The organism is Pseudarthrobacter sp. NPDC058119 (genome assembly GCF_042884655.1).
Lineage (GTDB): Bacteria > Actinomycetota > Actinomycetes > Actinomycetales > Micrococcaceae > Arthrobacter.
Genome location: NZ_JBHVTN010000003.1, coordinates 369,802 through 396,526, shown reverse-complemented (window position 1 = coordinate 396,526; position 26,725 = coordinate 369,802). Strand labels below are relative to the sequence as shown.

Annotated in this window: 20 protein-coding genes; 10 read left to right on the top strand and 10 right to left on the bottom strand. The window is 67.1% G+C overall.

Annotated features, from left to right (window positions below):
* Window positions 1-26 precede the first annotated feature (26 nt).
* The gene (gene catA / locus ACFVTD_RS09715; protein ID WP_387561563.1) at window positions 27-908 is read right to left on the bottom strand and encodes a catechol 1,2-dioxygenase; all 882 of its coding nucleotides are present in this window, start codon (window positions 906-908) and stop codon (window positions 27-29) included.
* 326 nt (window positions 909-1,234) lie between these two features.
* Here catA and benA point away from each other — a divergent pair, with 326 nt between their 5' ends.
* The 5 genes from benA to ACFVTD_RS09690 all read left to right on the top strand — a co-directional run bounded on the left by benA (window position 1,235) and on the right by ACFVTD_RS09690 (window position 8,604).
* Window positions 1,235-2,620, top strand: coding sequence for a benzoate 1,2-dioxygenase large subunit (gene benA / locus ACFVTD_RS09710; protein WP_387561560.1), 1,386 nt, complete (start codon window positions 1,235-1,237; stop codon window positions 2,618-2,620).
* Window positions 2,621-2,655: 35 nt separating this feature from the next.
* Complete coding sequence (gene benB, locus ACFVTD_RS09705) at window positions 2,656-3,192, top strand: benzoate 1,2-dioxygenase small subunit (RefSeq protein WP_387561558.1); 537 nt, start codon at window positions 2,656-2,658, stop codon at window positions 3,190-3,192.
* Window positions 3,193-3,315: 123 nt separating this feature from the next.
* Entirely contained in the window at window positions 3,316-4,887 is a 1,572-nt protein-coding gene (benC, locus tag ACFVTD_RS09700; protein ID WP_387561555.1) for a benzoate 1,2-dioxygenase electron transfer component BenC, read from the top strand.
* Window positions 4,887-5,714, top strand: a complete 828-nt coding sequence (locus ACFVTD_RS09695; protein ID WP_387561553.1) for a 1,6-dihydroxycyclohexa-2,4-diene-1-carboxylate dehydrogenase — start codon at window positions 4,887-4,889, stop codon at window positions 5,712-5,714. Before benC ends, ACFVTD_RS09695 begins: the two co-directional genes overlap by 1 nt.
* 58 nt (window positions 5,715-5,772) lie before the next feature.
* Window positions 5,773-8,604, top strand: a complete 2,832-nt coding sequence (locus tag ACFVTD_RS09690) for an AAA family ATPase (RefSeq protein WP_387561550.1) — start codon at window positions 5,773-5,775, stop codon at window positions 8,602-8,604.
* 5 nt (window positions 8,605-8,609) lie between these two features.
* Here ACFVTD_RS09690 and catC read toward each other — a convergent pair whose 3' ends face one another.
* From catC to ACFVTD_RS09670, 4 genes are all read right to left on the bottom strand, one after another.
* A complete protein-coding gene (gene catC, locus ACFVTD_RS09685; protein WP_387561731.1) occupies window positions 8,610-8,888 on the bottom strand; it encodes a muconolactone Delta-isomerase in 279 nt (92 codons plus the stop codon).
* Window positions 8,889-8,916: 28 nt separating this feature from the next.
* Complete coding sequence (locus ACFVTD_RS09680) at window positions 8,917-10,017, bottom strand: mandelate racemase/muconate lactonizing enzyme family protein (protein WP_387561547.1); 1,101 nt, start codon at window positions 10,015-10,017, stop codon at window positions 8,917-8,919.
* Window positions 10,014-10,934, bottom strand: a complete 921-nt coding sequence (locus ACFVTD_RS09675) for a LysR substrate-binding domain-containing protein (protein WP_387561544.1) — start codon at window positions 10,932-10,934, stop codon at window positions 10,014-10,016. The genes ACFVTD_RS09680 and ACFVTD_RS09675 overlap by 4 nt, the downstream gene beginning before the upstream one ends.
* Before the next feature lie 76 nt (window positions 10,935-11,010).
* Window positions 11,011-12,384, bottom strand: a complete 1,374-nt coding sequence (locus tag ACFVTD_RS09670; protein ID WP_387561541.1) for an MFS transporter — start codon at window positions 12,382-12,384, stop codon at window positions 11,011-11,013.
* Window positions 12,385-12,714: 330 nt separating this feature from the next.
* Between ACFVTD_RS09670 and ACFVTD_RS09665 the strand changes: the two genes are divergently transcribed.
* A complete protein-coding gene (locus ACFVTD_RS09665; RefSeq protein ID WP_387561538.1) occupies window positions 12,715-13,413 on the top strand; it encodes a maleylpyruvate isomerase family mycothiol-dependent enzyme in 699 nt (232 codons plus the stop codon).
* 74 nt (window positions 13,414-13,487) lie between these two features.
* Here ACFVTD_RS09665 and ACFVTD_RS09660 read toward each other — a convergent pair whose 3' ends face one another.
* On the bottom strand, window positions 13,488-14,465 hold the full coding sequence (locus tag ACFVTD_RS09660; protein ID WP_387561536.1) for an ABC transporter substrate-binding protein: 978 nt from the start codon (window positions 14,463-14,465) through the stop codon (window positions 13,488-13,490).
* 320 nt (window positions 14,466-14,785) lie between these two features.
* Here ACFVTD_RS09660 and ACFVTD_RS09655 point away from each other — a divergent pair, with 320 nt between their 5' ends.
* The gene (locus ACFVTD_RS09655) at window positions 14,786-17,119 is read left to right on the top strand and encodes a chromosome segregation ATPase (protein WP_387561533.1); all 2,334 of its coding nucleotides are present in this window, start codon (window positions 14,786-14,788) and stop codon (window positions 17,117-17,119) included.
* Between the two features lie 97 nt (window positions 17,120-17,216).
* Here the strand turns inward: ACFVTD_RS09655 and ACFVTD_RS09650 are convergent, their stop codons facing one another.
* Together ACFVTD_RS09650 and ACFVTD_RS09645 are read right to left on the bottom strand one after the other, a co-directional pair.
* On the bottom strand, window positions 17,217-17,915 hold the full coding sequence (locus ACFVTD_RS09650) for a type 1 glutamine amidotransferase domain-containing protein (protein ID WP_387561530.1): 699 nt from the start codon (window positions 17,913-17,915) through the stop codon (window positions 17,217-17,219).
* 64 nt (window positions 17,916-17,979) lie between these two features.
* The gene (locus ACFVTD_RS09645) at window positions 17,980-18,849 is read right to left on the bottom strand and encodes an aldo/keto reductase (RefSeq protein ID WP_387561527.1); all 870 of its coding nucleotides are present in this window, start codon (window positions 18,847-18,849) and stop codon (window positions 17,980-17,982) included.
* Between the two features lie 142 nt (window positions 18,850-18,991).
* Between ACFVTD_RS09645 and ACFVTD_RS09640 the strand changes: the two genes are divergently transcribed.
* The 3 genes from ACFVTD_RS09640 to ACFVTD_RS09630 all read left to right on the top strand — a co-directional run bounded on the left by ACFVTD_RS09640 (window position 18,992) and on the right by ACFVTD_RS09630 (window position 24,374).
* Window positions 18,992-19,987, top strand: a complete 996-nt coding sequence (locus ACFVTD_RS09640) for an LLM class flavin-dependent oxidoreductase (RefSeq protein WP_387561524.1) — start codon at window positions 18,992-18,994, stop codon at window positions 19,985-19,987.
* A 223-nt stretch (window positions 19,988-20,210) separates the two neighbouring features.
* On the top strand, window positions 20,211-22,841 hold the full coding sequence (locus tag ACFVTD_RS09635; protein WP_387561521.1) for a trehalase-like domain-containing protein: 2,631 nt from the start codon (window positions 20,211-20,213) through the stop codon (window positions 22,839-22,841).
* A gap of 69 nt (window positions 22,842-22,910) precedes the next feature.
* On the top strand, window positions 22,911-24,374 hold the full coding sequence (locus ACFVTD_RS09630) for an MFS transporter (protein ID WP_387561518.1): 1,464 nt from the start codon (window positions 22,911-22,913) through the stop codon (window positions 24,372-24,374).
* A 68-nt stretch (window positions 24,375-24,442) separates the two neighbouring features.
* On the opposite strand, the gene ACFVTD_RS09625 is transcribed toward ACFVTD_RS09630, so the two are convergent.
* Window positions 24,443-25,543, bottom strand: coding sequence for an alanine racemase (locus tag ACFVTD_RS09625; protein ID WP_387561515.1), 1,101 nt, complete (start codon window positions 25,541-25,543; stop codon window positions 24,443-24,445).
* Window positions 25,540-26,703 carry an FAD-dependent oxidoreductase gene (locus ACFVTD_RS09620; protein ID WP_387561512.1) on the bottom strand — a complete coding sequence of 388 codons (1,164 nt, stop codon included), beginning with the start codon at window positions 26,701-26,703 and terminating at the stop codon, window positions 25,540-25,542. The genes ACFVTD_RS09625 and ACFVTD_RS09620 overlap by 4 nt, the downstream gene beginning before the upstream one ends.
* Window positions 26,704-26,725: the final 22 nt, after the last annotated feature.

Here is a 26,725-nt window from a genome sequence, read left to right as displayed (position 1 = left end):
TGCGGGGGTATCTCCCAGTTTGCGTGCTACTTCTTCTGGCCCTGCTTTGCCAGGACGTAGTCATAAACTACTTCCTCGCCCTTTCCGTCGGTACGGGGGCGGGGGTCCAGCATCAGTTCGGGCTTCACTGCCGAGGCGATGTCGTCGGTGTTGTGCGGATCGCCGGGGAAGTAGAGCTGCTGGGTGACCGGCTCGTAGCCCGGTGCGGACACCTTGATGTGGATGTGCGCCGGACGCCAGGCGTGCCAGCCCGCCGCACTGATCAGCTGCCCGCAGGCCCCGTCCGTGGGGATCTGGTAGGGCGCCGGACGCATCGTGTTGATCTCGAACCGGCCATCGTCGGAAGCCTTGACGGTGGCGCGGAAGAGCCACTCGGGCAGGCCCGGAGCGTACTGGGAGTAGAAGCCGGCGGCGTCCGCGTGCCAGATCTCCACCTGGGCGCCCTGGATGGGGTTGCCGTCGGTGTCGGTGAACTGGCCGCTGAAGCGCAGCGGGGTGCCCTCCTCGCCGTCGCGCATTTCAACCGTGGCGGGCGTCTGGAGTTCCGGGGAGTTGGGAACGTAGTAGGGGCCCTCAATGGTGCCCACGGTGCCGGGACGGTCCTGGGAGTTGACGTCCTCAACGGTGTGCTCAAGCCAGACGTCGAGGAACAGCGGCCATTCACCGTCCGTCCCGACCTTGATCAGCCACGCTTTAAGCGCGTTGTATTCCTCATAGGTGACCTGGTGTTCCTCGACGATGTCGTTGGCGGCCTTGATCAGCGCGCCGGCCAGCAGGCTCACCCGTTCCTTGGATACCTCCACCTTGGCGAGCTTGCCCGACGCGGCGAACCGCTCGGTTGCCTTGGTGCCTGCTTCGACGGCGGTGCCTTCGTTTTCCGTGCGGCTGTCCGTTGGGGTTTGGGTCATGACGATGTCCACCTTCCTCATTGAATGGGGACAGGAAGGGCTCCTGCACCCGACGCGGGCTGCCGGGCCAGTCGTTATGCCCTGCGCCGCACCGCGTGATGTCGGTCTCAAGCGTAGGCCCGCAGATAAGGACGCTACAAATATCAACTAGGCGTCTTTTGAGTCATTATCGCTACATAAAGACACCCTTGGTGGAACCTAGGCATTTGCCTGATGTGAGGCCAATCACGAGCGGCAAGAATTGCTGGACAACGTCCGCCGCCGAAGCCTCTTCCCGAGTGGACCTCCGACCATCCGTCCAGCAATCTCCAATGAAGGAGCACGCCATGACCGAGAACCTGATCCATGCCCGCGAGGTCCTTGCCGACGCCGTGATCGACGACCGTGCGAACGGCGTCATCCGGGCCAAGCGCGAGATCTTCACCGACCAGGAGATCTTCGAACTCGAGATGAAGCACATCTTCGAAGGCAACTGGGTATACCTCGCCCACGAGTCGCAGATCCCCAACGTGGGTGACTACTTCACCACGTACATCGGCCGCACCCCGGTGATGATCACCCGGGACAAGGATGAAAACCTGAACTGCCTGGTCAACGCCTGTTCGCACCGCGGCGCCATGCTGTGCCGCCGCAAGACGGACAACCGCACCACCTTCACCTGCCCGTTCCACGGCTGGACCTTCAAGAACTCCGGTGAGCTGCTGAAGGTCAAGGACTCCCGGAACGCCGGCTACCCCGAGACCTTCAACAAGGAAGGCTCGCACGACCTCACCAAGGTGGCCCGCTTCGAGTCCTACCGCGGCTTCCTGTTCGGCTCGCTGAAGGCCGACGTGCTTCCGCTCGAGGAGCACCTGGGTGATGCCACCAAGGTCATCGACTCGATCGTGGACCAGTCACCCGAGGGCCTGGAAGTGCTGCGCGGATCCTCCACCTACACCTACGACGGCAACTGGAAGGTCCAGGCCGAGAACGGCGCCGACGGCTACCACGTCACCGCCGTGCACTGGAACTACGCGGCCACCACGGCCCGCCGCAGCGCCGGGGATTCGGCCAACAAGACCAAGGCCATGGACGCCGGCAAGTGGGGCAAGGTCAAGGGCGGCTTCTACTCCTACGACCACGGGCACCTGCTGCTGTGGCAGGAGTGGACCAACCCCCAGGACCGCCCGTTGTGGGACCGCCGCGACGAGCTCGTGGCCAAGTACGGCGAGGAGATGGCGAACTTCATGATCAACATCTCCCGCAACCTGTGCCTGTACCCGAACGTCTACATCATGGACCAGTTCTCCTCGCAGATCCGCCACTTCCGCCCGATCTCCGCGGACCAGACCGAGGTGACTATCTACTGCATCGCCCCCAAGGGGGAGTCCCAGGAAAACCGTTCCAAGCGCATCCGCCAGTACGAGGACTTCTTCAACGCCACGGGCATGGCCACGCCGGACGACCTGGAGGAGTTCCGTTCCTGCAACAAAACCTACTGGGCCACCAGCGCCCCGTGGAACGACATGACCCGCGGCTCCACCCACGAGATCAGCGGCCCGGATGAGCAGGCACAGGCCCTGGGCATGACCCGGGTGATCGCCTCCGGCATGCGCACCGAAGACGAAGGGCTCTACCCCATCCAGCACGGGTACTGGAAGGAAGTCATGGACCGGGCCCTGGCGGAGGAAGAGGAGCGTTCCGCCCTGGAATCCGTTCCCGTCACCGCCTGAGAGAGCCCGCCGGAACCACAGAGAGCGCAGAACCCATGACCAACCTGACCCACACCGCCCCGGTCCTGAAGACCGCGGAGGAGATCGCAACCCTCGAAACCGTCCGGGCGTTCCTCTACCGGGAAGCCCGCCTGCTGGATGACCGCCAGTTCGATGAATGGCTGGAGTGCTACCACCCGGACTCCGAATTCTGGATGCCGGCCTGGGACGTGGACGACCAGCTGACGCAGGACCCCCAGAACGAGATCTCCCTGATCTACTACGACAACCGGGGCGGCATCGAGGACCGGGTGTTCCGGATCAAGACCGACAGGTCATCGGCCACTTCCCTCCCGGAGCCCCGCACGGGCCACAACATCACGGACGTCGAGGTGCTGGCGAACGACGGCGGCACGGTGGACGTGCGCTTCAACTGGTTCACCCTCTACTTCCGCTACAACACGACGGACACCTACTTCGGCACCAGCTACTACACCCTGGACCTTTCCGGTCCGCAGCCGGTGATCCTGAAGAAGAAGGTGGTCCTGAAGAACGACTACATCCACCACGTGGTGGACGTCTACATGATCTGACCCGCCCGCAGCCGGCGCCCGGGACCTGCGGGCGCCGCACGGCATTTTCCACCCAGTGCCCGCCGGGCACGCCACAACTTTTACCGGACCGCGATGGCGCGCCCGGACAGTCAGGAGGACCCCATGGGCCACAAAGTAGCCCTCAGCTTCGAGGACGGCGTCACCAAAGTCATCAAGGTCGGCGACTATGAGACCGTCATGGATGCCGCCTATAAGGCACGCATCAACATTCCATCCGACTGCCGGGACGGCGCCTGCGGCACCTGCAAGGCCTTCTGCGATTCCGGTTCCTTCGACCCGGGCGACTTCATCGACGACGCCATGACGGAGGAGGAACTCGAAAAGGGCTACCTGCTCACCTGCCAGGCCGTGCCGGAGTCGGACCTCGCCATCCAAATCCCGGCCACGTCCGAATCGGCGAAGACGGCAGCCGCGTCCTTCACCTCCACCATCAAGGAGCTCAACCGGCACACGGACACCACGGTCTCCTTCACCCTTGAGGTGGACAACCGCGACGCGCTGGCCTTCCTCCCCGGACAGTACGTCAACCTCAAGGTCCCCGGCACCGACGCCGAGCGCTCCTACTCCTTCAGCAGCGGCCCCGAGGTCCAGGATGCATCCTTCATGGTCCGGGTGACTCCCCAGGGCGCCATGTCCGAGTACCTCCGCGACCGCGCTGCCGTGGGTGACACCATCAACTTCACCGGCCCGTACGGATCGTTCTTCCTGCGCGAGCCCAAGCGGCCCCTGCTGCTCCTGGCCGGCGGCACCGGCCTGGCCCCGCTCCTGTCCCTCCTGGAAAAGCTCGCCGAAAACCCGCCCTCCGCCCCGGTCCACCTGATCTACGGGCTCACCCGCGAGGCCGACATCGTGGGCCTGGACTGGCTCCGCGCCTACGAGGCGAAACTGCCAGGCTTCACCTGGGACTACATTGCCTCCGAGCCCGGCACCTCCGCCCCGCACACCGGCTACGTCACCCAGATCATCGAACCGAAGCACCTGAACGACGGCGACGTGGACATCTACCTCTGCGGCCCGCCGCCCATGGTCAACGCTGTCTCCAAGTGGCTGGACACCGAAGGGATCGAGCCCGCCAACTTCTACTTCGAACGGTTCGCGCCGAAGGAAACCACCGGAGGCGACGCCGAAACGGGTGCCCCGGCTCCGGTTGAGAAAATCCAGGCCGATGGCGACACCATGACCCGCGGCGAGGCCGTGTCCTCGCTGGAGACCGGCAGGCTGGATTTCCGCAAGGAGGACAGCTTCGCCCAGCTGGACGCCCGCATGGGCCTGGAGCTTGCAGTCAGCGAACTGCTGCTGGGACGGCTCAGCCAGGAGCAGCTGCGCCAGTTCCGCCGCCTGGCCGAAGCCACCACCGGTTCGGTGCAGGCCGGAAACATCACCGATCCCGACGCGTTTGCACGCACCAACGAGGAATTCCACGAGTACCTCTTCACGATCTGCGACAACCCGATGCTCCTGGAGTCCTACCGCCGCCTGGACGTCCACGCCCAGATGGCCGCGGCCTTCGAAGCCGGCACACCGATCTTCGAGCGCGTCACGCAGGACCACCTCGACGTCGTCGACGCCTTTGAACGCGGCGACAAAGCCCGGCTGCGCGAAGTCATCATGGCCCACGCCCAGGACGCCAAGGGGACCATGGTCGGGGCCATCGACGCCAAGGCCGCCCACTGATGGCCGCGCCGTACGCCGGGCAATACGTGACCCCGGGCAGGTTCGGCGGCAAGGTCGCCGTCGTCACCGGTGCCGCCCAGGGGATCGGCCAGAAGGTGGCCGAACGCATCGGCGCCGAAGGCGGCGCCGTGGTCCTGGTGGACCGCGCGGACCTTGTCCACGATGTTGCCCGCGGCATCGGGGAGGCCGCAAAGGCGTCGGGTTCGGGCGGCTCGGCCACGTCCGTCACCGCGGACCTGGAAACCTTCGCCGGCGCCACCCAGGCCATCAAGGCCGCCCTCGCCGCCCACGGCCGGGTGGACGTCCTGGTCAACAACGTGGGCGGGACCATCTGGGCCCGGCCCTACCAGGAGTACGACGAGGACAAGATCGAGAAGGAAATCCGCCGCTCCCTCTTTCCCACGCTCTGGACCTGCCGGGCGGTCCTGCCGGCCATGATGGAGCAGGGCTCCGGCACGATCGTGAACGTCTCCTCCGTAGCCACCCGGGGAATGCACCGGGTGCCCTACGCCGCGGCAAAAGGCGGCGTGAACGCCCTGACCCAGTCGCTGGCCATGGAGGTGGCCGGGCACGGCATCCGCGTGGTGGCCACCGCCCCGGGCGGCACGGAAGCCCCGCCGCGCAAGGTCAAGCGCGGGCCGGAAGCCGAATCCGCCACCGAGAAGGACTGGTACCAAACCATCGTTGACCAGACGGTGGAGTCCTCGTTCATGAAGCGCTACGGCACCCTGGACGAGCAGGCCGCGCCCATCGTGTTCCTTGCCTCGGACGAGGCGTCCTACCTGACCGGCAGCATCCTCCCGGTGGCCGGCGGCGACCTGGGCTAATGCATCCGATGGATGCACGCCATGGGGGCGCCCGGGCCGCTCCGGTAGGATTGCGGCCATGACAGCGGGCTCCCCCCAGGGCGGGATGGCGGAGGACTTCCCGCTGGCGGGCAGGGCCGCGGCGTTCGAGCAGCTGCTGGAAATCCTCCGCACCGTCCGCAAGGGCAAGGTGGGCACCGTGGTCCTCTCCGGACCGTCCGGGTCCGGCAAAACCGCGCTCCTGGAACTCTTCCTTGACCACTGCCGGACGGCCGCCCGCGGCGTCCGCGTCCTGTCCGCCATGGGGGACGACTGGGAGGCGCAGTTCGCCCTGGCCGGCTACTCCCAGCTCATGCGGACCCTGCCGCTCCGGACGGCAAAGGATTACGACGGCGGCCCGGCCCTGGCGCCGGGGCCGGTCGCCTCCCTGACCCCCGACCAGGTGGTCAACTACGCCTCCACCCTCAGCACCCATCTCGAAGGCCTGCAGACGCACGGCATCGTGGTGGTCGCCGTCGACGACGTCCACAAGCTCGACGAGGAGAGCCTGCGTGTCCTCACCTTCGTCATGCGCAGGCTGCACGACAAGCGGGTCCTGTTCCTGCTGACCCTCAACCCTGTCGACGCGCCCCGTGTCCCCGCCGGCGTGCTCGACTTTCTCACCGGCCACCAGGTGGTCCGCATTCCGCTGGAACCTCTCTCGCCGCAGCAGGTCCAGGACGTGGCCCGGAGCCTGTTCGGCCTGGACCTCAGCGCGACGGCGGCCCACGGCCTGGTGACGCATACCGGCGGGATAGCCCAGTCCGTCGTGGAGCTGCTCCGTGAGCTGCCCCCGGAGACCTGGCAGTCGTGGTTCCCGTCCCTTCCGCCCACTTCCCGGGTGCGCGCCAGGGTCCGCAGTGTCCTGGCGGCCGCGTCCCCGGACTTGGTGGCCGCCGCGGAAGCCGCAGCGGTGCTCGGCCCCGGCGCGGGCCTCGTGGAGGTGGCCCGTGTGGGTGGACTGGAAGCCGCCATGCCGGCCCTCGATGAGGGGCACCGCGCCGGGCTGCTGGGACTGTCCGTGGACCAGTCCCGCTCCGCCGTCGCCTTCCTCGAACCCGGAACCGCGGAAGCCGTCTACGAACAGATCGTCCCCAGCCGGCGCATCGCCCTGCACCGGAAGGCAGCCGAGGCCGTCCAGTCTGAGGGTGAACAGCTGGGCCACCTCGTTGCGGCCACCCCGGCCGCAGACGAAACCCTGGCCGTGGAACTGGAAGAGTTCGCGCGGCGGCAGGCCACGGTGGGCGCGTGGCAGGACGCCTCCACTGCATTGTTCTCCGCCTCGCGGCTGTCCCCTGATATCCGTGCCCGGAACCTACGGCTCCTGAAAGCCGTCGACGCCCTGGTGGGCTCCGGCAATGTGGCCCAGGCGCAGGCCTGGGCCGGGGCGGTGGATGCCCTGCCGCCGTCGCCCCTGCGCTCCTCGGTGCTGGGGTACCTGTCCACCGTGTCCGGCCAGAATGACAGCGCCCAAAGCCAGCTGGAGATGGCCTGGCGGACCAGCAACCCACAGCATGAACCCGCTGCGGCAGCCCAGGTGGCCCAGCGTTTCGTGCTCCACGGGGTGGCCTCCTGGGACGGTCCAATGATCACCGGCTGGGCCGAACGCGCCATGGCGCTGACCGAGCCCGGAACGCCGGCGCACATCGAGTCGGAAGCCATCTATGGCCTGGGCCTGTATGCCCAGGGCCGGATAGGCGACGCCGAGGCCTCCTACCAGCGGGCCTCCGCCCAGGCGGCCGAGAATGCCCAGAAGCAGCGGGTGCAGATGGGCGCCGGCTGGCTGGCCCTGCGCCTGGACAACGCCGAATCCGCGCTGGTGAATTTTGAATCGGCGGCCCCTACCGAGTACCGCGGGGGATCGCTGCGGATCTCCCTGTGGGCCGAGGCCTGGCTGGCCCGCACCCACCTGGTGCTCGGCAACTGGGACGCGGCCGCCGCCACCATTTCCCGGGCAAGCGTCCGGCTGGAAACCTCGCGGATGCCGCTGATCCGGCCGCTGCTGTACTGGACGGCCGCCGAGCTGTGGTCCATGCGGGGCGATTGGGACCGGGCACGCTACTACGTGTCACAGGCCGCGGTGCAGCCGGGAACGTACCGGGCCATGCAGGTCCCGGCCAGCCTGGCGCGCGCCCGCTTCCACGAGGCGAGGGCGGACTACGAAAGTGCCCTGGCCGCCCTGCAGCCGCTGGCGGAGCTGGACCCCTGGACCGATCAACGGGTGTCCTTCTGGCCATGGCAGGACACCTACGTCAACGCGCTGGTGATGACGGACAAGCTCGACGCCGCCGATACGTTCCTTACCGCGTTCGAAGGAGTGCACCGCGAGCGGGAGGTCCCCTCCGACCTGGCCCGCGTGGCGTGGGCCAGGGGCCGGCTGCTGGCCGCGCAGGGGGACCCGGACACGGCCAGGGAGTACTTCGAGGCGGCACTGGGACACCTCCGCGGGCTCAACCGCCCCTATCTGCGGGCGCGGATCAGTTTCGCGTTCGGGCAAAGCATGCGCCGGGCCGGAAAGCGGCGCCTGGCGTCATCGGTGCTGCGGGCGGCGCGGGACCTGTACGACACCCTTGGCGCGGCCACCTATGTGGAACGGTGCGACCGCGAGCTGAAGGCCACGGGCCTGGACGTGGGGAACCTGCCGGACCCGGCTGACCCGGTGCTTTCTTCGGTGGGCAGCCACCATCAACAGCTCACGGCCCAGGAACAGGCCGTGGCCGAGCTGGTGGCTGCGGGGGCGACCAACAAGGAGGCGGCCCGGGCCCTGTTCCTGGCCGAAAAGACGGTGCAGTACCACCTCACGCGGCTGTACCGGAAGATGGGAATCCGGTCACGCAGCGAACTCGCGGCGGCGTTCCGGGCCAAGGACTGAGCTGGCTACTTCACGTCCGAGGGGTGCTTGGCCAGCGGGACCACGGTGATGTCCATGTACGGGAACAGGGGAAGGCCCTGCAGGATCCCGTGCAGCTCGTCGTTCGATTCGACGTCGAAGATGGAGTAGTTGGCGTATTCACCCACCACCCGCCAGATCTCGGGCCATTTGCCGGAGCGCTGCAGTTCCTGTGAGTAGGCCCTCTCCGTGGCCTTGATTGCTGCAGCTTCTTCGGCAGGCATGCCGGCGGGCAGGTTGACGTCCATGTGGACCAGGTACTTCATGGTGACCTCTCGGTGGAAGGGATAGGTGTCAGTCGGTGCGGTAATGGGCGAGCTTGTCCTCATCCACGTCAGTGCCCGCGCCGGGGCCCTCGGGAACATGGATCCGGCCGTCCGTGATGGCCAACGGCTGGGCCAGCAGGTCATCGGTCATATCGAGGTAGTTGGACAGCTCCGCCGCACGCTTGGCGGTGTGGGCGAAGGCTGCCCCGAACACCACGGAGGCGACGGTGCCCACCTGGGTGTCGATCTGGTTGCCGATGTAGACATCGATACCCATTCCCTCGGCCATGCCAACGATCTTGGCGGCCTCGGTGAAGCCGGACCGTGCAGTCTTGACGGACAGCAGGTTGGCCCCGCCGGTCAGGATTTCGCGGGCCGCCTCGCCCAGGTTGGCGGCGGATTCATCCGCGGCAATGGGGATGGGGGAGTTCGTGACCAGGCGGCGGCGGCCCAGGACCTCGCGGGCGTCGTCCGGTTCCTCAAGGAACTGCAGGCCGAGGTCGGCGGTGCGGCGCAGCACCTCGGCGGCCTCGTTGGCTGTCCAGCCGCGGTTGGCGTCCATGTACAGCTCGGCGTCTTCGCCCAGGCCTTCCCGCAGTACCTTGGCGGCCTCGATGTCCAGGTTAAGCGGACGGCGGCCGGTCTTCAGCTTGAAGGTATTGATGCCGTAGGTTTCCCGGAACTCCAGGGCGAGGGCAAGGAGTTCCCTGGCGGGTTTGAAGCCGAGCATGTGGGAGACGCGCAGCGAGTCCGTGTAGCCGCCCAGCAGCTTGGTCACGGGCTGCCCCAGGGTCTTGCCGATGACGTCCCAAACAGCGATGTCCACCGCGCCCTTGGCCGTCTGGTTGTGGATGGTCCGGGCCATCACGGCCTGGATCTTTTCCCGGTCAAAGACGTCGATGCCCACCAACTGCGGGGCGAAGACATCCTGCACCACCGCGATGATGGACTTCTGCGTCTCACCGTAGGTGTACGGGCGCGGCGGGGTGTCTGCGGTTCCCACCACGCCGTCGTCGGCGTGGACCCGGACCAGGACGTGATCGGCCTCGTGCACGGAGCCGGAGGCGAAATGGAGCGGGTGCCGATACGGGATCGAGTAGGGGATCGCCTCGATGGCTGCGATCTTCATGATGGGGGGAGCCTTTCATCAGCGGGAGCGGGGGTGGCGGCGTCAGCGGTTGCCGTGGCCACGATGTCCAGGAAGTTTTGCAGCAGTGCGGACGGGTGGCCGCGCAGCCAGGCGACGGCGAGTTCCACCGGGGGAACATTGTCGATTTCCCGGTAAGCGACGCCGTCTAGCTGGAAGGCACGCACACTGGACGGCATGACGGCGATGCCGCCGCCCGCGGCCACGAACGCCAGCATGGTTGAGGTCTCACCCACCACTTGCGTGATCCGCGGCTGAAACCCTGCCTGGCGGCAGAGGTCCGAGGTGATGCGGTTCAGCACGGACTCCGGCGAGTAGGCGATGAAGTCCTGGTCCTGCAGTTCGTGCATGGCCACGGGCCGGTCCACCGCCAGGGCGCTGAAGGAGGGAAGCGCGACGACGAGCGGCTCCTGGGTGACCACGCGGTAGTCGATCTCCTCGGACGCAACGGGGGGACGCAGCAGTGCCGCGTCCAGGGTCCCGTTCCGCAGCCCCGCCTCCATGGACGGCGTCAGCATCTCTCCGTTCAGCGCCAGCGACAGGCCGGGAAGGACCTGTTTGGTGAGTCGTGCTATCCGGGGCATGACGCCGTAGGTTGCCGAGCCGGAGAACCCCACCCGGAGGACGCCGGTGGCGCCCTTGCCCACCTGGTAGACATCCGCGCGGAGCGTCTCGACGTCATTGACGATCTGGCGGCCGCGGTCCAGCAGGAGCTGGCCCGCCGCCGTCAGGTCCACCCGACGGGTGGTGCGGTTGAGGAGCTGGACGCCCAGCTGGTCCTCGAGCTGGCGGATCTGCTGCGACAGGGGTGGCTGCGCCATGTGCAGGCGCTTGGCCGCCCTGCCGAAATGCCGCTCCTCTGCGACCGCAATGAAGTAGTTCAGCTGCCGTATCTCCATTGCGCTGCCACCTCTCCAACGTGCGGGGTGAGGCGCGGTGCGGCCTCATTGATTCATAGAATAACCATAAAAAGCCTTACTTAGACACTTTTTCGACGTAATCTTGCGGCTCGTCGACGATGGGCAGGGCTTCCTCCAGCCTGCGCTGGCGCGGTACGAGGATGGTGACGGCGCCGCCGAGCAGGGCCACCGCGCCGTAAATGTAGAAGGCTGTTGCCCCGCCGATCCCCGCGGCTGCCAGCCAGCCGCCGATGATCGGACCCAGGACCCCGCCCAGCCGGCCCACGCTGGCGCACCAGGCGACGCCGGCTGCACGGGCATTGGTGGTGAAGTAGTTGGACTGGAAACCGTAGATCAACACCTGGGTGCCCAGGGTTCCCACCCCTGCGGTGGCAATGAAGGTGAAGAGCAGCGGCAGCGGGAAGCTGAAGGTCATCAGTCCAAGGGAGATGGTGGCGAGGGCAAACGTGGCAGCAATGACCCGTTGCGGTCCGTTCCGGTCGGCCATCCGCGAAGCGAGAAGTCCGCCCACCACGGCACCGAGGTTCAGGGCCAGCGGGAAGAACAGGGCATAGGTCCGGCCGTAGCCGTAGCCCTCCATGATCTTGGGCAGCCACGTGTTGAGCCCGTAGGTCAGGAGGAGGCCGCAGAAGGACATCAGGCCCAGCAGGATGGAGGCCACAGCGAACTGGCGGGAGAAGACGGCGGCGAACCCGGACTTCCGCGGGGCGGTGCCGGCCTCCCGGATCACCTGCTCTTCGGCGAGCGGCACTCCGGTGCGCCATGCAGCGGCCAGGGCTTCCTCTTCCCGTCCCCGGGCCAGCAGCCACCGCGGGGATTCCGGAAGCTTCCGCCAGGCAAGGGGCAGGATGACCAGGAGGGGCAGGGGTCCGATGATGAAGAGGCCGCGCCAGCCGATGCTGTCCAGGAACGCGATGCCCAAGACGGACGCCAGCACGCCGCCCGCGGGGACCCCGGAGTACACGATCGCGTTGTAGAACTGCCGCCGTCCCGCAGGTGCGAACTCGGCCATCGTGGCGCCGGCGCTGGCGATGACGACGCCCAGGCCCAGCCCGGTGGCAAACCGGAGGGCGCCGAAGGCGGTGACGTCCGTGGCCAGGGCAGTGGCGAACATGCCCAGGGAGAACCAGGCGATGCCCGCGAGCATCAGCCGCCGGCGGCCGAAGAAGTCACCGATCGCACCGCATGCCAGCGACCCCACCAGTACGCCGATGAGGGCCCAGGACCCCAGGAGCCCGGCGGTAGCTGCATCGAAGTGCCCGATTTGGCCCGCGTCTGCGAGCAGACCCGGAAGGACGGTGCCGTAGACCACCAGGTCGTAGCCGTCGAACAGGAGTGCGGCGCAGATGACGAATGCCACCCAGTTGGCTGTCCGGGTCTCCTTTCCCGGGTTTCCGGAGGTCGTGGATTGGGGGTGCGGCAGTGTCATGGCGCAAGTCCTTTCAGGGGGCGGGTGAGGAGGCGCCGCGGCATCCGGATGGATCCGCGCCGGGGCCTCGGCAACCCAGCCTGACAGCCAATGTGACGCGCGGCATATGAGGGGAATACCCGGTTTCCCGCCGGGGGTGCATTGTGCTGTTCCTGCGTATCAAAGGGGGCAGATTTCGCGATGGATGCCGCAGTAACAGGCCAAACGCGCCCGGAGGCAGGGGGCACCTGGCGGCAGAGGGAGCTCGGGTCTTAGTCCATACACGGAGGGTATGAACCAGGCGGTCCGTAACCATGGCCGTGGTCATGGCGCCGCGGTTAGGCTGGCGGAATGATCAATCCAGCACGGCTGCACTCAGACCTGTCCCGCCTTGGCCGGGAGACGGACATGTTCATGGCCACGGTCTCCTCCTTGTCCGATGACGAGCTGGCCGCTCCTTCGCTGTGTGAAGGATGGACCCGTGCCCACGTCATCGCCCACGTCGCCTCCAGCGGGCGAGCGCTGGTTGGGCTGATCGACTGGGCCACGTCCGGGGAGGAACGCCAGCTATACGCGTCCCCCGAAGCGCGCTCGCAGGCCATCGCCGCCCTGGCGGCCTTGCCGCGGGAGGAGCTCCTGGCTGAAGTGCGGGACTCGGCCGCCGCTTTCGCCGATGAAGCCCAGCGGTTGACCGGGGACCTTGCGGCGCCGGAAGTTAAGGTGGGTGGCCGGGAGCTGCCGGCAACGTCCATTGTGGCGTTGCGGATTGCCGAGGTGGTGGTGCACCACCATGACCTGGACACCGCCTGGACCATTGAAGAGGCCGACCCCGATTCGCTGTTGAACGCCATCGAGGCCGTGGTGCGTGCCATGCGTGCCAAGGGGGCGCCCGGGATGACGCTCGTTACCGAGGAACGCGATGAGTGGGTGATCGGTGACGGTGCCCTGCGGGTTGAGTCGGACCGGGGGGGCCTCCTGAAATGGCTGGCACGCGGCGACGCCGAAGATGTTGAGGCGGCAGGGCCGGTGCCCGCGCTTCCGGCCTGGTAGCCAAGGAAAAATCCCCGCCGGGCAGCAGCGGATTGCTGGCTGCGCCCGGCGGGGATTCCTTCGTCGGCAGGCCGCTACTTCTTGGGCAGGCCCGCCGGGTTCAGTTCGGACTTCTGGATGGCCTCGGAGGAGAGGCCCCAGCGGTCCAGGATTTTGGCGTAGGTGCCATTGTCAATCAGGTGGTTCAGCGCCGCCTGGGCGGCGACTGCCAATCCATTGCCCTTCTTGGTGGTGAAGGCAATCTGTGCCGTCAGCGGCCAGCCGCCGTTCAGCGTGCCCACCTGCTTCGTCTTCCCGTCCTGTGCCGCCTTGTAGGCGGCGGCCGCGTTGGGCCCGAACGTCAGGTCCGCACGGCCTGACTGAAGCGCCAGGCTCGAGGCGGAATCGTCGTCGTAATACTGGAACTGGACCGGCGCCAAGCCGTTCTTCTTGTTCTCCTCGTCCCAGCGCACCAGGATCGCTTCCTGGTTGGTGCCGGAGCCCACGATGATCCTCTTGCCGGCCACGTCCTTGGCCTCCTTGATCTCCCCGATGTCCGAACCGCTCTTGGCATAGAAGCCCAGGAGGTCGTTGCGGTAGGTGGCGAAGTCGAACTTTTCCTTGCGCGCCTCGGTGACGGTGACGTTGGAGAGGACGGCCTCGTACTTGGACGATTCGATGCCCAACGGCCAGTCCGCCCACGCCACCGGCAGGACCTCCACCTGCAGGCCCAGTGACTCGCCCACGGCGTAGGCAATGTCCACCTCGCTGCCGATCAGGGTCTTGTTATCCGTGGCGAAGAGGCTGAGCGGCGCCGCGCCGCCGGTGGTCACCACGGTGAGTTTGCCGTCGGCCTTGATCGCCTCCGGGACCAACGCGGCAGCGGCGGGGTCGGCAGCGACTTTGAAGCGGTCCTGCTCCGGGGACAGGTTGAAGGTTTTGCCGGCGGAAGTGGTGGCGGACGACGACGGTGCTGTCGCCGCCGAAGCGCCGGGGTCCGAGCAGGCAGCCAGTCCCAGCAGTGCTGAGACTGTAAGGGCCACGACGGCGGCCGGCCTGGTGGTGATGGCCATGGTTCCTCCTTGGAACGGGGTGGAAGATGCAGCGGGATGTGCGCGTTGCAGCCACTATCCGGCAGCCGCGGCGGGGGAATCAAAGGCCGTGAAACCCGGGGATACAGGGAGTAACGGCAGTTCACCGGAGGACCGCGGCGGTCACATTCGCCGGCCGTGATCCTGCCGGGCAGGCGCCTGTCACCCATCCAGCAGAAAGCGAGTACCCGGGCAAAAAAGACAAGTGGTGATTACGCGTGTTCTCCCCCTGGACGGGAACCTACGGTTGGGCTATGAGGCGGCCAGAGTGGTCCGCCGCCAAGGTCTCACCAGGAGCTCGCATGCGCACGTCCCTATCCCCCTCTGTCCGTACCCGCCGTTTGGCTGCTGCCATTGTCCTGCCCGGAGTCCTTGCGACCAGTATGGTGCTGGTCCAGCCTGCGGTCGCCGCGACCACATCCACCACAGGGATGTGCAACGGCGTCGTCAACCAGTTGGCACACCGCGGCGCTGTGCAGGAGAACCTGCTGAAGGCCGCTGCCAGGAAGAATGCGGACGCGATCGCCGCGTTGCAGGCGGACAGGGCAAAGCTCCAGGCCCAGGCGGATGCGTTGGCGGCGCAAAAGGCCGAGGCTGATAAGGCGCTGGCCGACCTCGCAGCCCAGGAGACGCAACTGAACACCGAGGAAGAATCAGCACAGGCATCTCTCGACAAGCTGACCGCCGAGCAAACGCGCCTGGGTGCCCAGGTAGCGGAAGCGAAAGCCGCCCTCACCGACCTTCAGGCGCAGCAGGCAAGCGTGGAGGGCCAGCTCGCGCCGCTACAGGAGGAACTGGCGACTGCAAAGGCCGCCTCCGCGGACCTCCAGGCACAGGCCGACCAGCTGGCAGCAGATCTTGTAGCCAACAGCGCAGCCATTGCGGCCGCACAGACACAGCTTTCCGGGCTGCAAGGGGCTGCCGAACAGGCGGCGGCCGAGCTTACTGCCAAGGAAGGCGAGATCCAGCAGGCCCAGGACCAGCTGACGGCACTGACCGGTCAGGCGCAGCAGGCGGCTGATGCCGCCGACGCTGCCCAGCATGCGGTTACCGATGCAGAGGCCCAGCTGACGGTGCTTGAGGCGGCAGGTGCCGCCGCGACTTCAGAGCTTCAGGCCCAGCAGGCCAAGGTTGACGCCGCCAAAGCGACATTGAACGGGCTGCAGGAAACCGCTGCAGCCGCGGACGCCGCTGTCAGCAGTAAGAAGGACCAGATCGCTGCCGCACAGGCCGAGCTCGGTACCCTGCAGTCCACTGCCGCCGCTGCCAAGGCAGCCCTCGATGCCAAGAACGCCGAGATCACCGCAGCCCAGACAGACCTGCGGACCCTTCAAACCAATGCGGTGGCTGCTGCAAAGGCCGTCAGCGACAATAGCGCCAAAATCTCCACCGTCAATGCCGACATCGCCAGCCTCCAGAGCCAAATCAGCACGGTGAACGGACAGATTGCCTCGAAGCAGGCTGCGCTGACTCAGGCCCAGAACGACCTTGCAGCGCTGACCGCGCAGAAGGACGCGTTGACTGCGCAGATCGCTGACCTGACCAAACAAATCGATGCGATCAACGGCAACTCGAAAGCGAAGCGCGACCTGATCGCCCAGCGCACTTCCGTCCAGAACCAGCTCGACGGCGTGAACGGCCAGATCGCCGATAAGAGCGCCACCATCTCTGGCCTACAGGGCGACCTGGCAACCCTTCAGGCGCAGGTGAACGACCTGAACTCCCAACTGCTGGCCAAGCAGCAGGAAAGCAGCACTCTGCAGCAGAACGCTGCGCCGCTGCAGGCTTCGTTGGACGCAGCCAATACCGCGGTCACCTCAAAGCAGAACGACATCGCCACCCTCAAGGCCCAGGTGCCTGCACTCCAAACTGCCGTCAACCAGGCGAATACGGCGGTGACTTCCAAGCAGGCGGAGCTCACCACCCTGGAGGGGCAACTCCCGGGCTTGGAGCAGGCAGCAAAGGACGCCGCCAGCGCGGTGCTGGCCCAGCAGCAGGTACTGGATGGAATGACGGCAGAGCTGGCCAGCCTCACCGAGAACGCGGATCAAGCCCAGCAGGCCATTACCGCCCAGCGGGCAGTTCTCGACGGTTTGAACGACACCTTGGTCCAGGCAAACGCTGCGCTTGCAGAGGCCAACACCGCAGTGGATGACAAGAAGGCTGAAATTTCGGCTCTTCAAGATCAGCTCCCGGCACTGCAAGCCACATTGGATTCGGCCAACACTGCCGTCGCCTCGAAGACAGCGGACATCGCGTCGCTCAACAAGCTGGGCGACGACCTGGTGGCCCGGATTTCGGCGCTCAATGCCCAGATCGCCAGTGCTGAGTCCAGCGTCCTCGACCTCCAGGGCCGAGTGACGCCGCTGCTGGACCAGCTCAATGGCCTCAATGGCGAGATCAGCGCGGCGGAAGCAAACCTAAAGACGCTGCAGAGCCAACTGAGTGCGGTGGACGCCCAGGTTACAGCTGCCCAGGACACTCTCCGGACCCTGCAAGCCAAGAAGGGGAACTACGCGGATCCCATCAAGGTACAGAAGTTGCTGGTATCCAGCCTGCAAACCCAGCTGGCGGACATCCAGAAGCAGATCGCGGCGATCGATCCCACCATCGCGAACGGGGGCTGCGCGGCCTGATCCACGGGGATGATGGCCGGCGCCCAACGACGTGCGCCGCAAGGAGGGGGCCAGCCCGGTGGGCTGGTCCCCTCTTTAGTGCGTCACGGCCGGTTGCCTACGCCAGTGCCGCAAGGACTTCCTTTGCCACATCCTCGCTGGACTGTGGGTTCTGCCCGGTGATGAGGTTGCCGTCCCGCACCACGTTGGAGGACCAGGCCGCGCCGTTTTCGATGACGGCGCCCTTCTCCTTGAGCGCGTCCTCCACCAGCCACGGCGTGTTCTCGCCCGTGCCGCCGCCAAGTTCTTCCTCGTTGGTGAAGACCGTGAGGCGCCGGCCCTTGAAAGCGAACCCGCCGTCGTCGTCCGTTGCGCTCAGCAGCCCCGCGGGGCCGTGGCAGAACGGGGCAATGACCTTGCCGGCCTTGTTGGCAGCCACCAGGATGCGGCCCAGGTCGGCGTCCTTGTACAGGTCGGCCATGGGGCCGTGGCCGCCGGGCATCACCACGGCGTCATAGCCGGCAATGTCGACGTCGGCGAGGACCCGCGGGTGCGCCAGCTCGCCGTCGATCTTAGCGATGTAGTCCTTGAACCCCTGCGCCCGCTCGTCCCCACCTGCCGACTCGGCGGCCAGGCTCACCTGGTCCACGGTGGGCTTCCGGCCGCCGGGGGTGGCGATGTCTACCGTGTTGCCGGCCTCGGTCAGGGTCTGGTGGGACACCACCAATTCCTCTGCCCAGTAGCCGGTGGGATGCTCGCTGCCGTCCTTCATGGTGAGGGAATCTGCGGCCGAGACGACCATCAAAATGTTTGCCATGGTGTTTCTCCTGACCTTGCTGACGTGGGTGTCTTTGCTGACGTGAGTGGCTGGAAGCCGCTTGCTACTTGCCGGCTGCTTCGAGCTCAGCGTACGTGTCGTCGAGCGTGATGCCCGCGGCGGCGATGTTCTCTTCGAGGTGCTGTACGGAGCCCGTGCCGGGGATGGGCATCATCACGGGGGAGCGGCGCAGCAGCCAGGCGAGGGCCACCTGGGAGGTGGTGGCGCCCAGGCGCTTGGCGGCCTCGTCCAGCGGGCCGCCGGGCTGGGCGAGCTCGCCGGCGGAAATCGGGGCCCACGGGATGAAGCCGATGCCGTTCTCCTCTGAGTAGCGGAGCACGTCCTCCGAGCTGCGGTCGGTCAGGTTGTAGCGGTTCTGGACCGTGGACACAGTGAAGTGCTTCCCGGCCGCTTCCAGCTGCTCCACGCTGACCTGGGACAGCCCCAGGGCGCGGACCTTGCCTTCGTCCTGGAGCTCGCGCAGCACGCCGAACTGCTCCTCGGCGTCCACCTTGGGATCGATCCGGTGCAGCTGCAGGAGGTCCAGGGTGTCCACCTTCAGCTTGCGCAGGCTCAGCTCGGTCTGCTGGCGCAGGTATTCGGGCCGGCCCACGGGAATCCACTTGTTGGGCCCGGTGCGCGTGAAGCCCACCTTGGTGGCGATCTTCAGCCCCTCCTTGTAGGGGTGCAGGGCCTCGGCGATGATTTCCTCGCTGATGTTGGGGCCGTAGGAATCGGCGGTATCGATGAAGTCCACACCGAGTTCGACGGCGCGGCGCAGCACAGTGCGCGCGGTTTCGCGGTCCTTTGGCTCACCCCAGACACCGTCACCCACGATGCGCATTGCACCAAAACCAAGACGGTGCACGGTTCCCAGGTCCTTGAGGTCGATGGTTGCGGACAGTTCCAGTTGGTTCGTTGAATTATGGCTCATAGGGGCGGCAACATGATCAGTGTGCTGAGTATTCCGCACATCACAGAAATAACCCCGGTCCCGCCGTCGTTATGCACCAAGTGCCCGCCGTGATCCGGCCGGGCGATTTCTTACGAAACGTTCCTGAAAGGCCGCAACCGACGTGACTCTTCCCCTTTCCATCCTTGACCTGGCAACCATCGGCAAAGGCCAGACGGCGGCGGAGAGCTTCGCGGGCAGCGTGGCCATGGCGCAGAGCGCCGAGAAGCTGGGCTACCGGCGCATCTGGTACGCCGAGCACCACAACATGTCCTCCATCGCTTCCTCCGCCACCAGCGTGCTGATCGCCCACGTAGCCGCGCATACCGAAAGCATCCGGCTGGGCGCCGGCGGCATCATGCTGCCCAACCATTCGCCGCTGACCATCGCCGAACAGTTCGGCACCCTGGAAACCCTGCACCCGGGCCGGATCGACCTGGGCTTGGGCCGGGCCCCGGGCAGCGACCAGAACACCATGCGCGCGCTCCGCCGCGATCCGATGTCCGCGGACAGCTTCCCGCAGGACGTCCTTGAACTGCAGGGCTACCTGACCGGACCCACCCGGATCCAGGGCGTGGAGGCTACCCCCGGCAAGGGCACCAATGTGCCGCTGTACATCCTGGGTTCGTCCCTCTTCGGCGCCCGCCTGGCCGCGCAATTGGGCCTGCCGTACGCCTTCGCATCCCACTTCGCCCCGGCCGCCCTGCAGGACGCGGTGGCCATCTACCGGCGCGAGTTCAAGCCGTCCGCCCAGCTGGACGCCCCCCACGTGATTGCCGGCGTCAACGTGATTGCCGCCGACTCCGCCTCCGAAGCGCAGGCCATGTTCCAGGCCACCAAGCGCGCCCGTGTTTCCCTGTTCTTCGGCGGCGGCCGGGAGTTCACCGACGACGAAGCGGACATGATCCTGGACTCGCCGCAGGGACAGCACATGGCACAAATGATGACGTACTCCGCGGTGGGGACGCCCGACGTCGTCATCGACTACCTGGACGGCTTCGGCAAGCACGCCGACGCCGACGAACTCATCGTGGCGCACCAAAGCCCCGGCACCAAGGACCGGCTGCGGTCGGTCGAACTGCTGGCCCAGGCTGCAGGACTCTTGCGGGTGGGCGCCTGAGGGTTTCGCTGTGGGCCGTGTCCGCCGCTTTTACATGTGGGCCGTGTCCGCCGCTTTTACACAGGCGCAATAAGGGCGACTCCGGGGGGAAACCCCCGCGGCTGAAGATGGGTACTGCCCCGTCAGGGATTGCTGGGATTTCCGGGCGGGGCACCAACCGGTTGTCCGCAGGCGATCCAGCGGCTGAGTTCCCGGCCTGGTCCTGCCTTGAAGGGGTACCTGGATGCCTACGCCGTTAAACCAGAGCGTGGCGGAATCCGCGCTGCTCACCCGCTCTCTACCCCTGGACATGCTCCGTGCCTTCATCCAGTCCGATGCGGCCGACAACGGGCTGACGCCGGCGTTGCTGGCTGAACTCAAAGTGCTTGCCCGAGTCCCCTCCCTGCTGGTGGCCTGCAATTATGGCGGCACCCTTTGCGAGGCTGAGGGGATTTCCACGGAGATCCTGCCCCTGGGCAACGCGGCCATTGCCCTGCGGGCCCTGGCGGCTCTGCCCAACACGCATGCAGCAATTATCTCCGGCCGGTCCCTCCGCGACCTGGCGGCTGTATCCAGGTTGCCTGTGGAGGTGCACCTGATCGGGTCGCACGGCGCGGAGTCGGACATGGGCTTCGCACATGCCCAGAGCCTGGCTACCGAATCCGTCCTGCTCAAGGTCAACGCCGCCCTCAACGAGGCCGTCGGCTTCCAGGAGGGCATCTGGATTGAACGCAAACCCGTGGCGGTGTCCGTCCACACCCGGCCCGCGCCGCCGGACGTGGTGGAATCCGTCACGGAAACCGCCCGCGAGATCGCCCGCCAGCACGGCCTTTTCTTCATTGTGGACGGCTCCGTGCTGGATCTTTCCGTGGTGGAACCGTCCAAGGCGGAAGCCCTGGAGGGCCTGCGCTCCCGGCTGGGTGCCAGCGCCGCCATGTTTGCCGGCGATGCCTACAGCGATGAACTGGCCATGGCCACCCTGCGCGGCCCGGACCTGGGGCTGCGTGTGGGGCCGGGGGAGACGTCCGCCGCGCACCGTGTCCGGGATCCCGAAGCCTTCGCCCGCTTCCTGGCGCTGCTGTTCGAACTGCGCCGTGCCTGGCTGTTCGGGGAGGACGCCGTCGGCCTGGAACGGCATTCCATGATCGGCAACGGGTCCTCCACGGCACTGCTGACCCCGGACGCCAAGATCTGCTGGATGAGCCATCCGCTGCCGGATTCGGGCTCCCTCTTCGCCCATATCCTGGGCGGGGACGCCGCCGGACACTTCTCTGTGGAGCCGGTCAAGCCCTCCCAGGTGCTGGGCCAGCGGTACGTGGACAGCACCATGATCGTCGAAACCCGGTGGGCGGATGTGACGGTCACCGACTACCTGGAGCCCGCCGCGGACGGCATCACCAGCCTGGTTCGGGTGCTCTCCGGGCACGGCGCCGCCAGGATCACGTTCGCACCGCGGCCGGACTACGCCAACGCGCCCTTCAGCATGGAAGCCCGGGGCGGGGAACTGCACGTGGTGGGAACCTCGGAGCCCATCATCCTGTTCGCGCCGGGCGTGACCTTCAGCATCGCCTCGGACGGCATCCACGCCACGGCCACGGCGTCGGTGAACCTGCAGGACGGTCCCGTGGTGCTGAACCTGCGCTGCGGAGATACCGACCCGCAACCCGCGGATCCCGCCGGGGAGACGGAACGGCGCGCCGGCGTGGCCCTGCGATCGCGCCAATGGATACAGGACCTCGCACTGCCCTCCGTCAAACCATCGTTGGTGCGCCGCTCGGCCCTGGTGCTCCGCGCCCTGGTGCACCAGCCCACCGGTGCCGTCCTGGCCGCGCCCACCACGTCCCTGCCCGAAGGAATTGGCGGGACCCGGAACTGGGACTACCGGTACTGCTGGCTGCGCGACGGGTCCATGACGGTGAACGCGCTGGTGGATCTGGGTTCCACGGCTGAGGCGGCGGGTTTCCTGGGCTGGCTGGGCCGCATCCTAAAACATGCACCCGGCCCCGAATGGCTGCACCCGCTGTATTCGGTGACCGGTGCCCCGCTCTCCACCGAGGCCGTCGTCGACAGCCTCCCCGGGTATGCGGGGTCGCGTCCGGTGCGGATCGGCAACGCCGCGGACCACCAGGTCCAGCTGGACGTCTTTGGGCCTGTCGCCGAGCTGATCCATGCACTGAGCGAGCGTGAGGGCGTCCTGGACGATGCCCATTGGGATCTGATGGTGCAGATGGCATCCGCGGTCCTGGCACGCTGGCATGAACCGGACCACGGCATCTGGGAGGCCCGGCGCGCAGCACGGCACCACGTCTACTCGAAAGTGATGTGCTGGGTCACCCTCGACCGGGCACTGCGGACCGCGGCCCGCCATGGGCGCCACCCGGACCCTGCGTGGGCGGACACGGCGGAAACCATCCGCAGCGAGGTGCTGCGCGAGGGCTGGGACGAATCGGCCAGGTCCTACACCGTGGCCTACGACAGCCCCGACCTCGACGCCGCCGTCCTGCACATCGGCCTCTCGGGGCTGCTGGACGTCACGGACCCGCGCTTCCTGGACACCGTCACCGCCGTCGAACGGGAACTGCGGGTGGGTCCCACGGTGTTCCGGTACCGGTACGACGACGGCCTGCCGGGCCTGGAGGGCGGCTTCCACATCTGCACCACCTGGCTGATCGAGGCGTACGTGGCCGTGGGCCGCATCGATGAGGCCTGGGACCTCTTCGACCAGTTGGTGAACCTCTTCGGCCCCACCGGGCTGCTCCCGGAGGAATACGACCCGGGCACCGAGACCCACCTCGGCAACCACCCGCAGGCATACTCGCACCTGGGCTTCATCCGCTGCGCCCGGCTCCTGGACGCCCACCAAGGCAAAAGATAGCCGCTGCGCGCCGCGGCCGGGTGGCTAGAGTGGAGGTACCAGGGACCAACCATCGAAACGAGACCACTGATGACCGCCCGCGCCCAGGGAGTCGGGTTCCGTTCTGAACGGGGCCCCATCCTCATCGCCCTCATGCTGTCCACGGGACTCGTGGCCATCGACTCCACCATCGTGGCCACCGCGGTCCCCTCGATCGTCCGGGACATCGGCGGGTTCTCCTCCTTCCCCTGGCTTTTCTCCGCCTACCTGCTGGCGCAGGCAGTGTCCGTGCCCATTTACGGCAAGCTCTCCGACATGGCGGGCCGCAAGCCGATCATCCTCACCGGCATCGGCCTCTTCCTGCTGGGCTCTGTGCTGTGCGGCGTGGCCTGGAGCATGCCCTCGCTGATCGCCTTCCGGGCCCTGCAGGGACTGGGCGCCGGTGCGGTGCTACCGGTGTCCGTGACCATCGCCGGGGACATCTACACCCTGCAGGAGCGCGCCAAAGTCCAGGGCTACCTGGCCAGTGTCTGGGCGATCTCCTCCGTCGTGGGCCCCAGCCTGGGCGGCGTCTTCTCCGCGCTGGGCATCTGGCGCGGCATCTTCCTGGTCAACGTGCCGCTCTGCCTGCTGGCAGGCTGGATGCTGGTCCGCACCCTGCACGAGAACGTTGAACGGGCCACCCACAAGGTGGACTACGCCGGCGCTGTCCTACTCGCAGGATCGCTCGGCCTGCTCATCCTCGGCGCCCTCCAGGGCGGCCAGGCCTGGGCCTGGAACTCGCCCATCAGCATTGGGGTGTTCGTAGTGGGCGCAGTCCTGCTGGCCGCCTTCCTGCTGGTGGAACGCAGGGCAGCGGAACCCATCCTGCCGGCCTGGGTGGTGTCCCGGCGCCTGCTTGCCACCACCGCGCTGGTGTCCTTCGGCGTGGGCACCATGATGATCGGCCTGACGTCCTACGTGCCCACCTTCCTCGAAGGCGCACTGTCCTCCTCGCCGCTGGTGGCCGGCCTGGCGCTCGCGGCCCTGACCCTCGGCTGGCCGCTCAGCGCCTCGCAGGCCGGGAAGTTTTACCTGCGGATCGGGTTCAAGTCCACGGCCCTGATCGGCATCGCTATCGCTGTGGCGGGCCTGCTGATCCTTTCGCTGACTGCCTCGGCGCCCAACGTGGCGCTCATCGCGGTCAGCTGCTTCGTCGTCGGGCTTGGCCTGGGCCTGTTGGCCACCCCCACCCTGATCTCCGCCCAGTCCAGCGTGCCCTGGCACGAACGCGGCGTGGTGACCAGCACCAACATGTTCGCCCGTTCCATCGGCAGCGCCTTGGGCGTGGCCGTGTTCGGTGCGGTGGCCAACGCCATCTACGGCGGCAGCATCGGTGGCGACGCCGATCCCGCCACGGTCATCAGCGCGTCCGGTGCCGTATTCCTGGCTGCGCTCGTGGCCGGGCTGCTCACGGTGGCCGCAGTTCTGGCGATGCCGGCGGTCAAGGCCGAAGACAGCGGCAATTCCGGTGCGGAGCCGGTGCCCACCAACGCGGACGGCAGCCCCAGCTAGGCTTCCGCCCGCGGAGGTGCTCCTACAGACAAGCCCTAAGAGCGGATGTGTGGTGCCCGTCCCTAGTGCTATTTATTCTTTCCGCGTGCGGCTACGCGCCAGCGGTCCACGATCCTGCCGCCGCTGACCACGGTGACGTCGTCAACGAGATTCACAGCCACACACACGTGGTTCGGTACCACCCGTAACCGCTGTCCAAGAGCCGGGAGCTCAGCGTCTGCCGGCCAGACCACGGTCGCGTGATGTTCCGAGAGTGCGGTGATGCGTGCTTCGGGATAGTCGAGCAGCCGTCCAAAGCCGGTGGCCCACGCAGGTCGGTCGCCGCCCAGGATTTTGCTGCCGGAGTCCAGGACGACCCTCCGCGGGATGGCGTCGTCGCCCTCATGCCGGCTTACCACCGTTGCGGCGACGGTCAGCGCGATGTCTTCAGGGGCGCATCGTTCCAGTTCCAGTTGCTGGGCGTCATTGAAGACATAAACGCCCGGCCGGACCTCGGTGGCTATGGAATCACCCGTGAGGGTGGCGGTGGGAGTTGAACCGCCGCTGCGGTGCAGGACTTCAAATCCTGCTTGGGTGAGCAGGTCCGAGGCCCGTTCGAGTGCTGACCGTTCTTCTTCGGCTGCTTTGAGGGGCATCCCGGGAGCGTAGCTGTGGCCCGGGAAGGTGAAGACGCCGCTGACCCTCAGGCCGGCACGTGCTGCGGCGCGGGCTACGTCAACGACCGCTTCCGGGGCGATTCCGCTTCGGTGGTGGCCGCTGTCGATTTCCAACAGCACGTCGAAGTCGCTGGCTGCGTCGGCCAAGGCCGCTCCCATGGCTTGGGCTGCCTCCCGCGAATCCAGTCCCACTGAGATCTTTGTGGTGGGAGCAAGCCGGCGCAGGCGTTCGGCTTGACGGGGACCGACCCAGATGGGGTAGGCGACGAAGATGTCGGTAGCTCCGTGTCCTGCAAAGACTTCAGCCTCCCCGAGAGTCGCTACGGTGATGCCGACTGCACCGGCCGCCAGCTGCAGTTGCATGATTTCGGGTACCTTGTGGGTCTTCACGTGGGGCCGGAGATTCAGGCCTTTGGCGTGGACGGCAGCGGCCATGCGTTCAATGTTCCGCTGGAGCACATCCCGGTCAACCAGGATCTCTGGAGTATCGACTTCTTCTGGGATTGTCATCACTGGTTCCCTTTCCTTAGGTCGGGCCACTGGCGGGACGCCCGGAAGATCGACGGCGCGGGCCGGGTCCCGGTGGCAAGGTCAGCCAGGATCCGCCCCACCACCGGCGTGAACTTGAAGCCGTGGCCGGAGAAGCCCGCACCGATCACCACAGGGCCGATGCGGTCGAGGACAAAGTCCTCGTCCGGGGTGGTGGTGTACGTGCAGCTGATGGCCTCGAACGAATCAGGGTCCACGCCGGGCAGCCACTGCCGTGCGTAGTCCTGCAGGGCGGCGAGCTGCTTCGGTTCCGGCAGGAAATCCCGATGGTCCGGGTCCACCACCGGGCCCACCCCGTGCCAGCCGGCCTTGATGCCTTCGCCCGGCGTTTGCATCCCGTACACGGGGGAGTACCAGCCCTGGTAATCCGGGCCGGGATAGTGGTTGAATCCGGGCCACACCGCGCCGGCGTCCGCCACCCGGAAATGCGCCGGCTGCTCCTGCGTCACGCGGAGCTTTGGGATCCGCAACGCTGCGGCGCCCGTGCCGGCAGCCCGGGCCAGCAGCTTTTCCGTCCAGCCGCCGGCCGTCACCACGGCCTGGGCTGCGGTGACCACCTCCGTGCCCGCAGTGGATTCAAGCACCAGCCGCACGCCGTCGTCGAACACCTCGAAGTCCACCACCTTGGTGTGGTGCCTGATCTCGGCGCCGCGGGCGGAGGCCAGCCGCTGGAAGGCGGGCAGGGCCGCCTCCGGGTTGAGCTGGCCGCCGTCGGGCATATGCAGGACCTGCCGGTCGAAGCGGATGCCGCGCCAGCGCTCGCCGGCCGCGGCAGGGTCCAGGAATTCGGCGCGGATGCCAGCCTCGGCGAGGGCCGTGGCAACCCTGGGGAGTTCGCCGCCGGGACCATGGTTTACGACGCCGGTGCGCGTCAGCAGCTGCACGCCGCTGTCCTGCTCCAGCTCGTCCCACAGGTCCAGCCCCTCAGCCAGCATCGCCACGTAGTCCGGCTGGTGGTAGCCGGGGTTGAGGTTCCGGGTGGCACCGTGGGACGCGCCGATCTTGTGCCCGGGGCCGAACTGCTCCACGAGCGTCACCTGCCGGCCGCGGCGGGACAGTGCCCACGCGGCCGCTGAGCCCATGGCCCCGCCGCCGATCACAACGGTATCCAGCACAGTATTCATCAGCCCTCCAAGCTGCAGTTAG

Bases quoted from the DNA above. Each gene is read 5' to 3' on its own strand.
- catA (WP_387561563.1), bottom strand. From the start codon at position 908: ATGACCCAAACCCCAACGGACAGCCGCACGGAAAACGAAGGCACCGCC.
- benA (WP_387561560.1), top strand. From the start codon at position 1,235: ATGACCGAGAACCTGATCCATGCCCGCGAGGTCCTTGCCGACGCCGTG.
- benB (WP_387561558.1), top strand. From the start codon at position 2,656: ATGACCAACCTGACCCACACCGCCCCGGTCCTGAAGACCGCGGAGGAG.
- benC (WP_387561555.1), top strand. From the start codon at position 3,316: ATGGGCCACAAAGTAGCCCTCAGCTTCGAGGACGGCGTCACCAAAGTC.
- ACFVTD_RS09695 (WP_387561553.1), top strand. From the start codon at position 4,887: ATGGCCGCGCCGTACGCCGGGCAATACGTGACCCCGGGCAGGTTCGGC.
- ACFVTD_RS09690 (WP_387561550.1), top strand. From the start codon at position 5,773: ATGACAGCGGGCTCCCCCCAGGGCGGGATGGCGGAGGACTTCCCGCTG.
- catC (WP_387561731.1), bottom strand. From the start codon at position 8,888: ATGAAGTACCTGGTCCACATGGACGTCAACCTGCCCGCCGGCATGCCT.
- ACFVTD_RS09680 (WP_387561547.1), bottom strand. From the start codon at position 10,017: ATGAAGATCGCAGCCATCGAGGCGATCCCCTACTCGATCCCGTATCGG.
- ACFVTD_RS09675 (WP_387561544.1), bottom strand. From the start codon at position 10,934: ATGGAGATACGGCAGCTGAACTACTTCATTGCGGTCGCAGAGGAGCGG.
- ACFVTD_RS09670 (WP_387561541.1), bottom strand. From the start codon at position 12,384: ATGACACTGCCGCACCCCCAATCCACGACCTCCGGAAACCCGGGAAAG.
- ACFVTD_RS09665 (WP_387561538.1), top strand. From the start codon at position 12,715: ATGATCAATCCAGCACGGCTGCACTCAGACCTGTCCCGCCTTGGCCGG.
- ACFVTD_RS09660 (WP_387561536.1), bottom strand. From the start codon at position 14,465: ATGGCCATCACCACCAGGCCGGCCGCCGTCGTGGCCCTTACAGTCTCA.
- ACFVTD_RS09655 (WP_387561533.1), top strand. From the start codon at position 14,786: ATGCGCACGTCCCTATCCCCCTCTGTCCGTACCCGCCGTTTGGCTGCT.
- ACFVTD_RS09650 (WP_387561530.1), bottom strand. From the start codon at position 17,915: ATGGCAAACATTTTGATGGTCGTCTCGGCCGCAGATTCCCTCACCATG.
- ACFVTD_RS09645 (WP_387561527.1), bottom strand. From the start codon at position 18,849: ATGAGCCATAATTCAACGAACCAACTGGAACTGTCCGCAACCATCGAC.
- ACFVTD_RS09635 (WP_387561521.1), top strand. From the start codon at position 20,211: ATGCCTACGCCGTTAAACCAGAGCGTGGCGGAATCCGCGCTGCTCACC.
- ACFVTD_RS09630 (WP_387561518.1), top strand. From the start codon at position 22,911: ATGACCGCCCGCGCCCAGGGAGTCGGGTTCCGTTCTGAACGGGGCCCC.
- ACFVTD_RS09620 (WP_387561512.1), bottom strand. From the start codon at position 26,703: ATGAATACTGTGCTGGATACCGTTGTGATCGGCGGCGGGGCCATGGGC.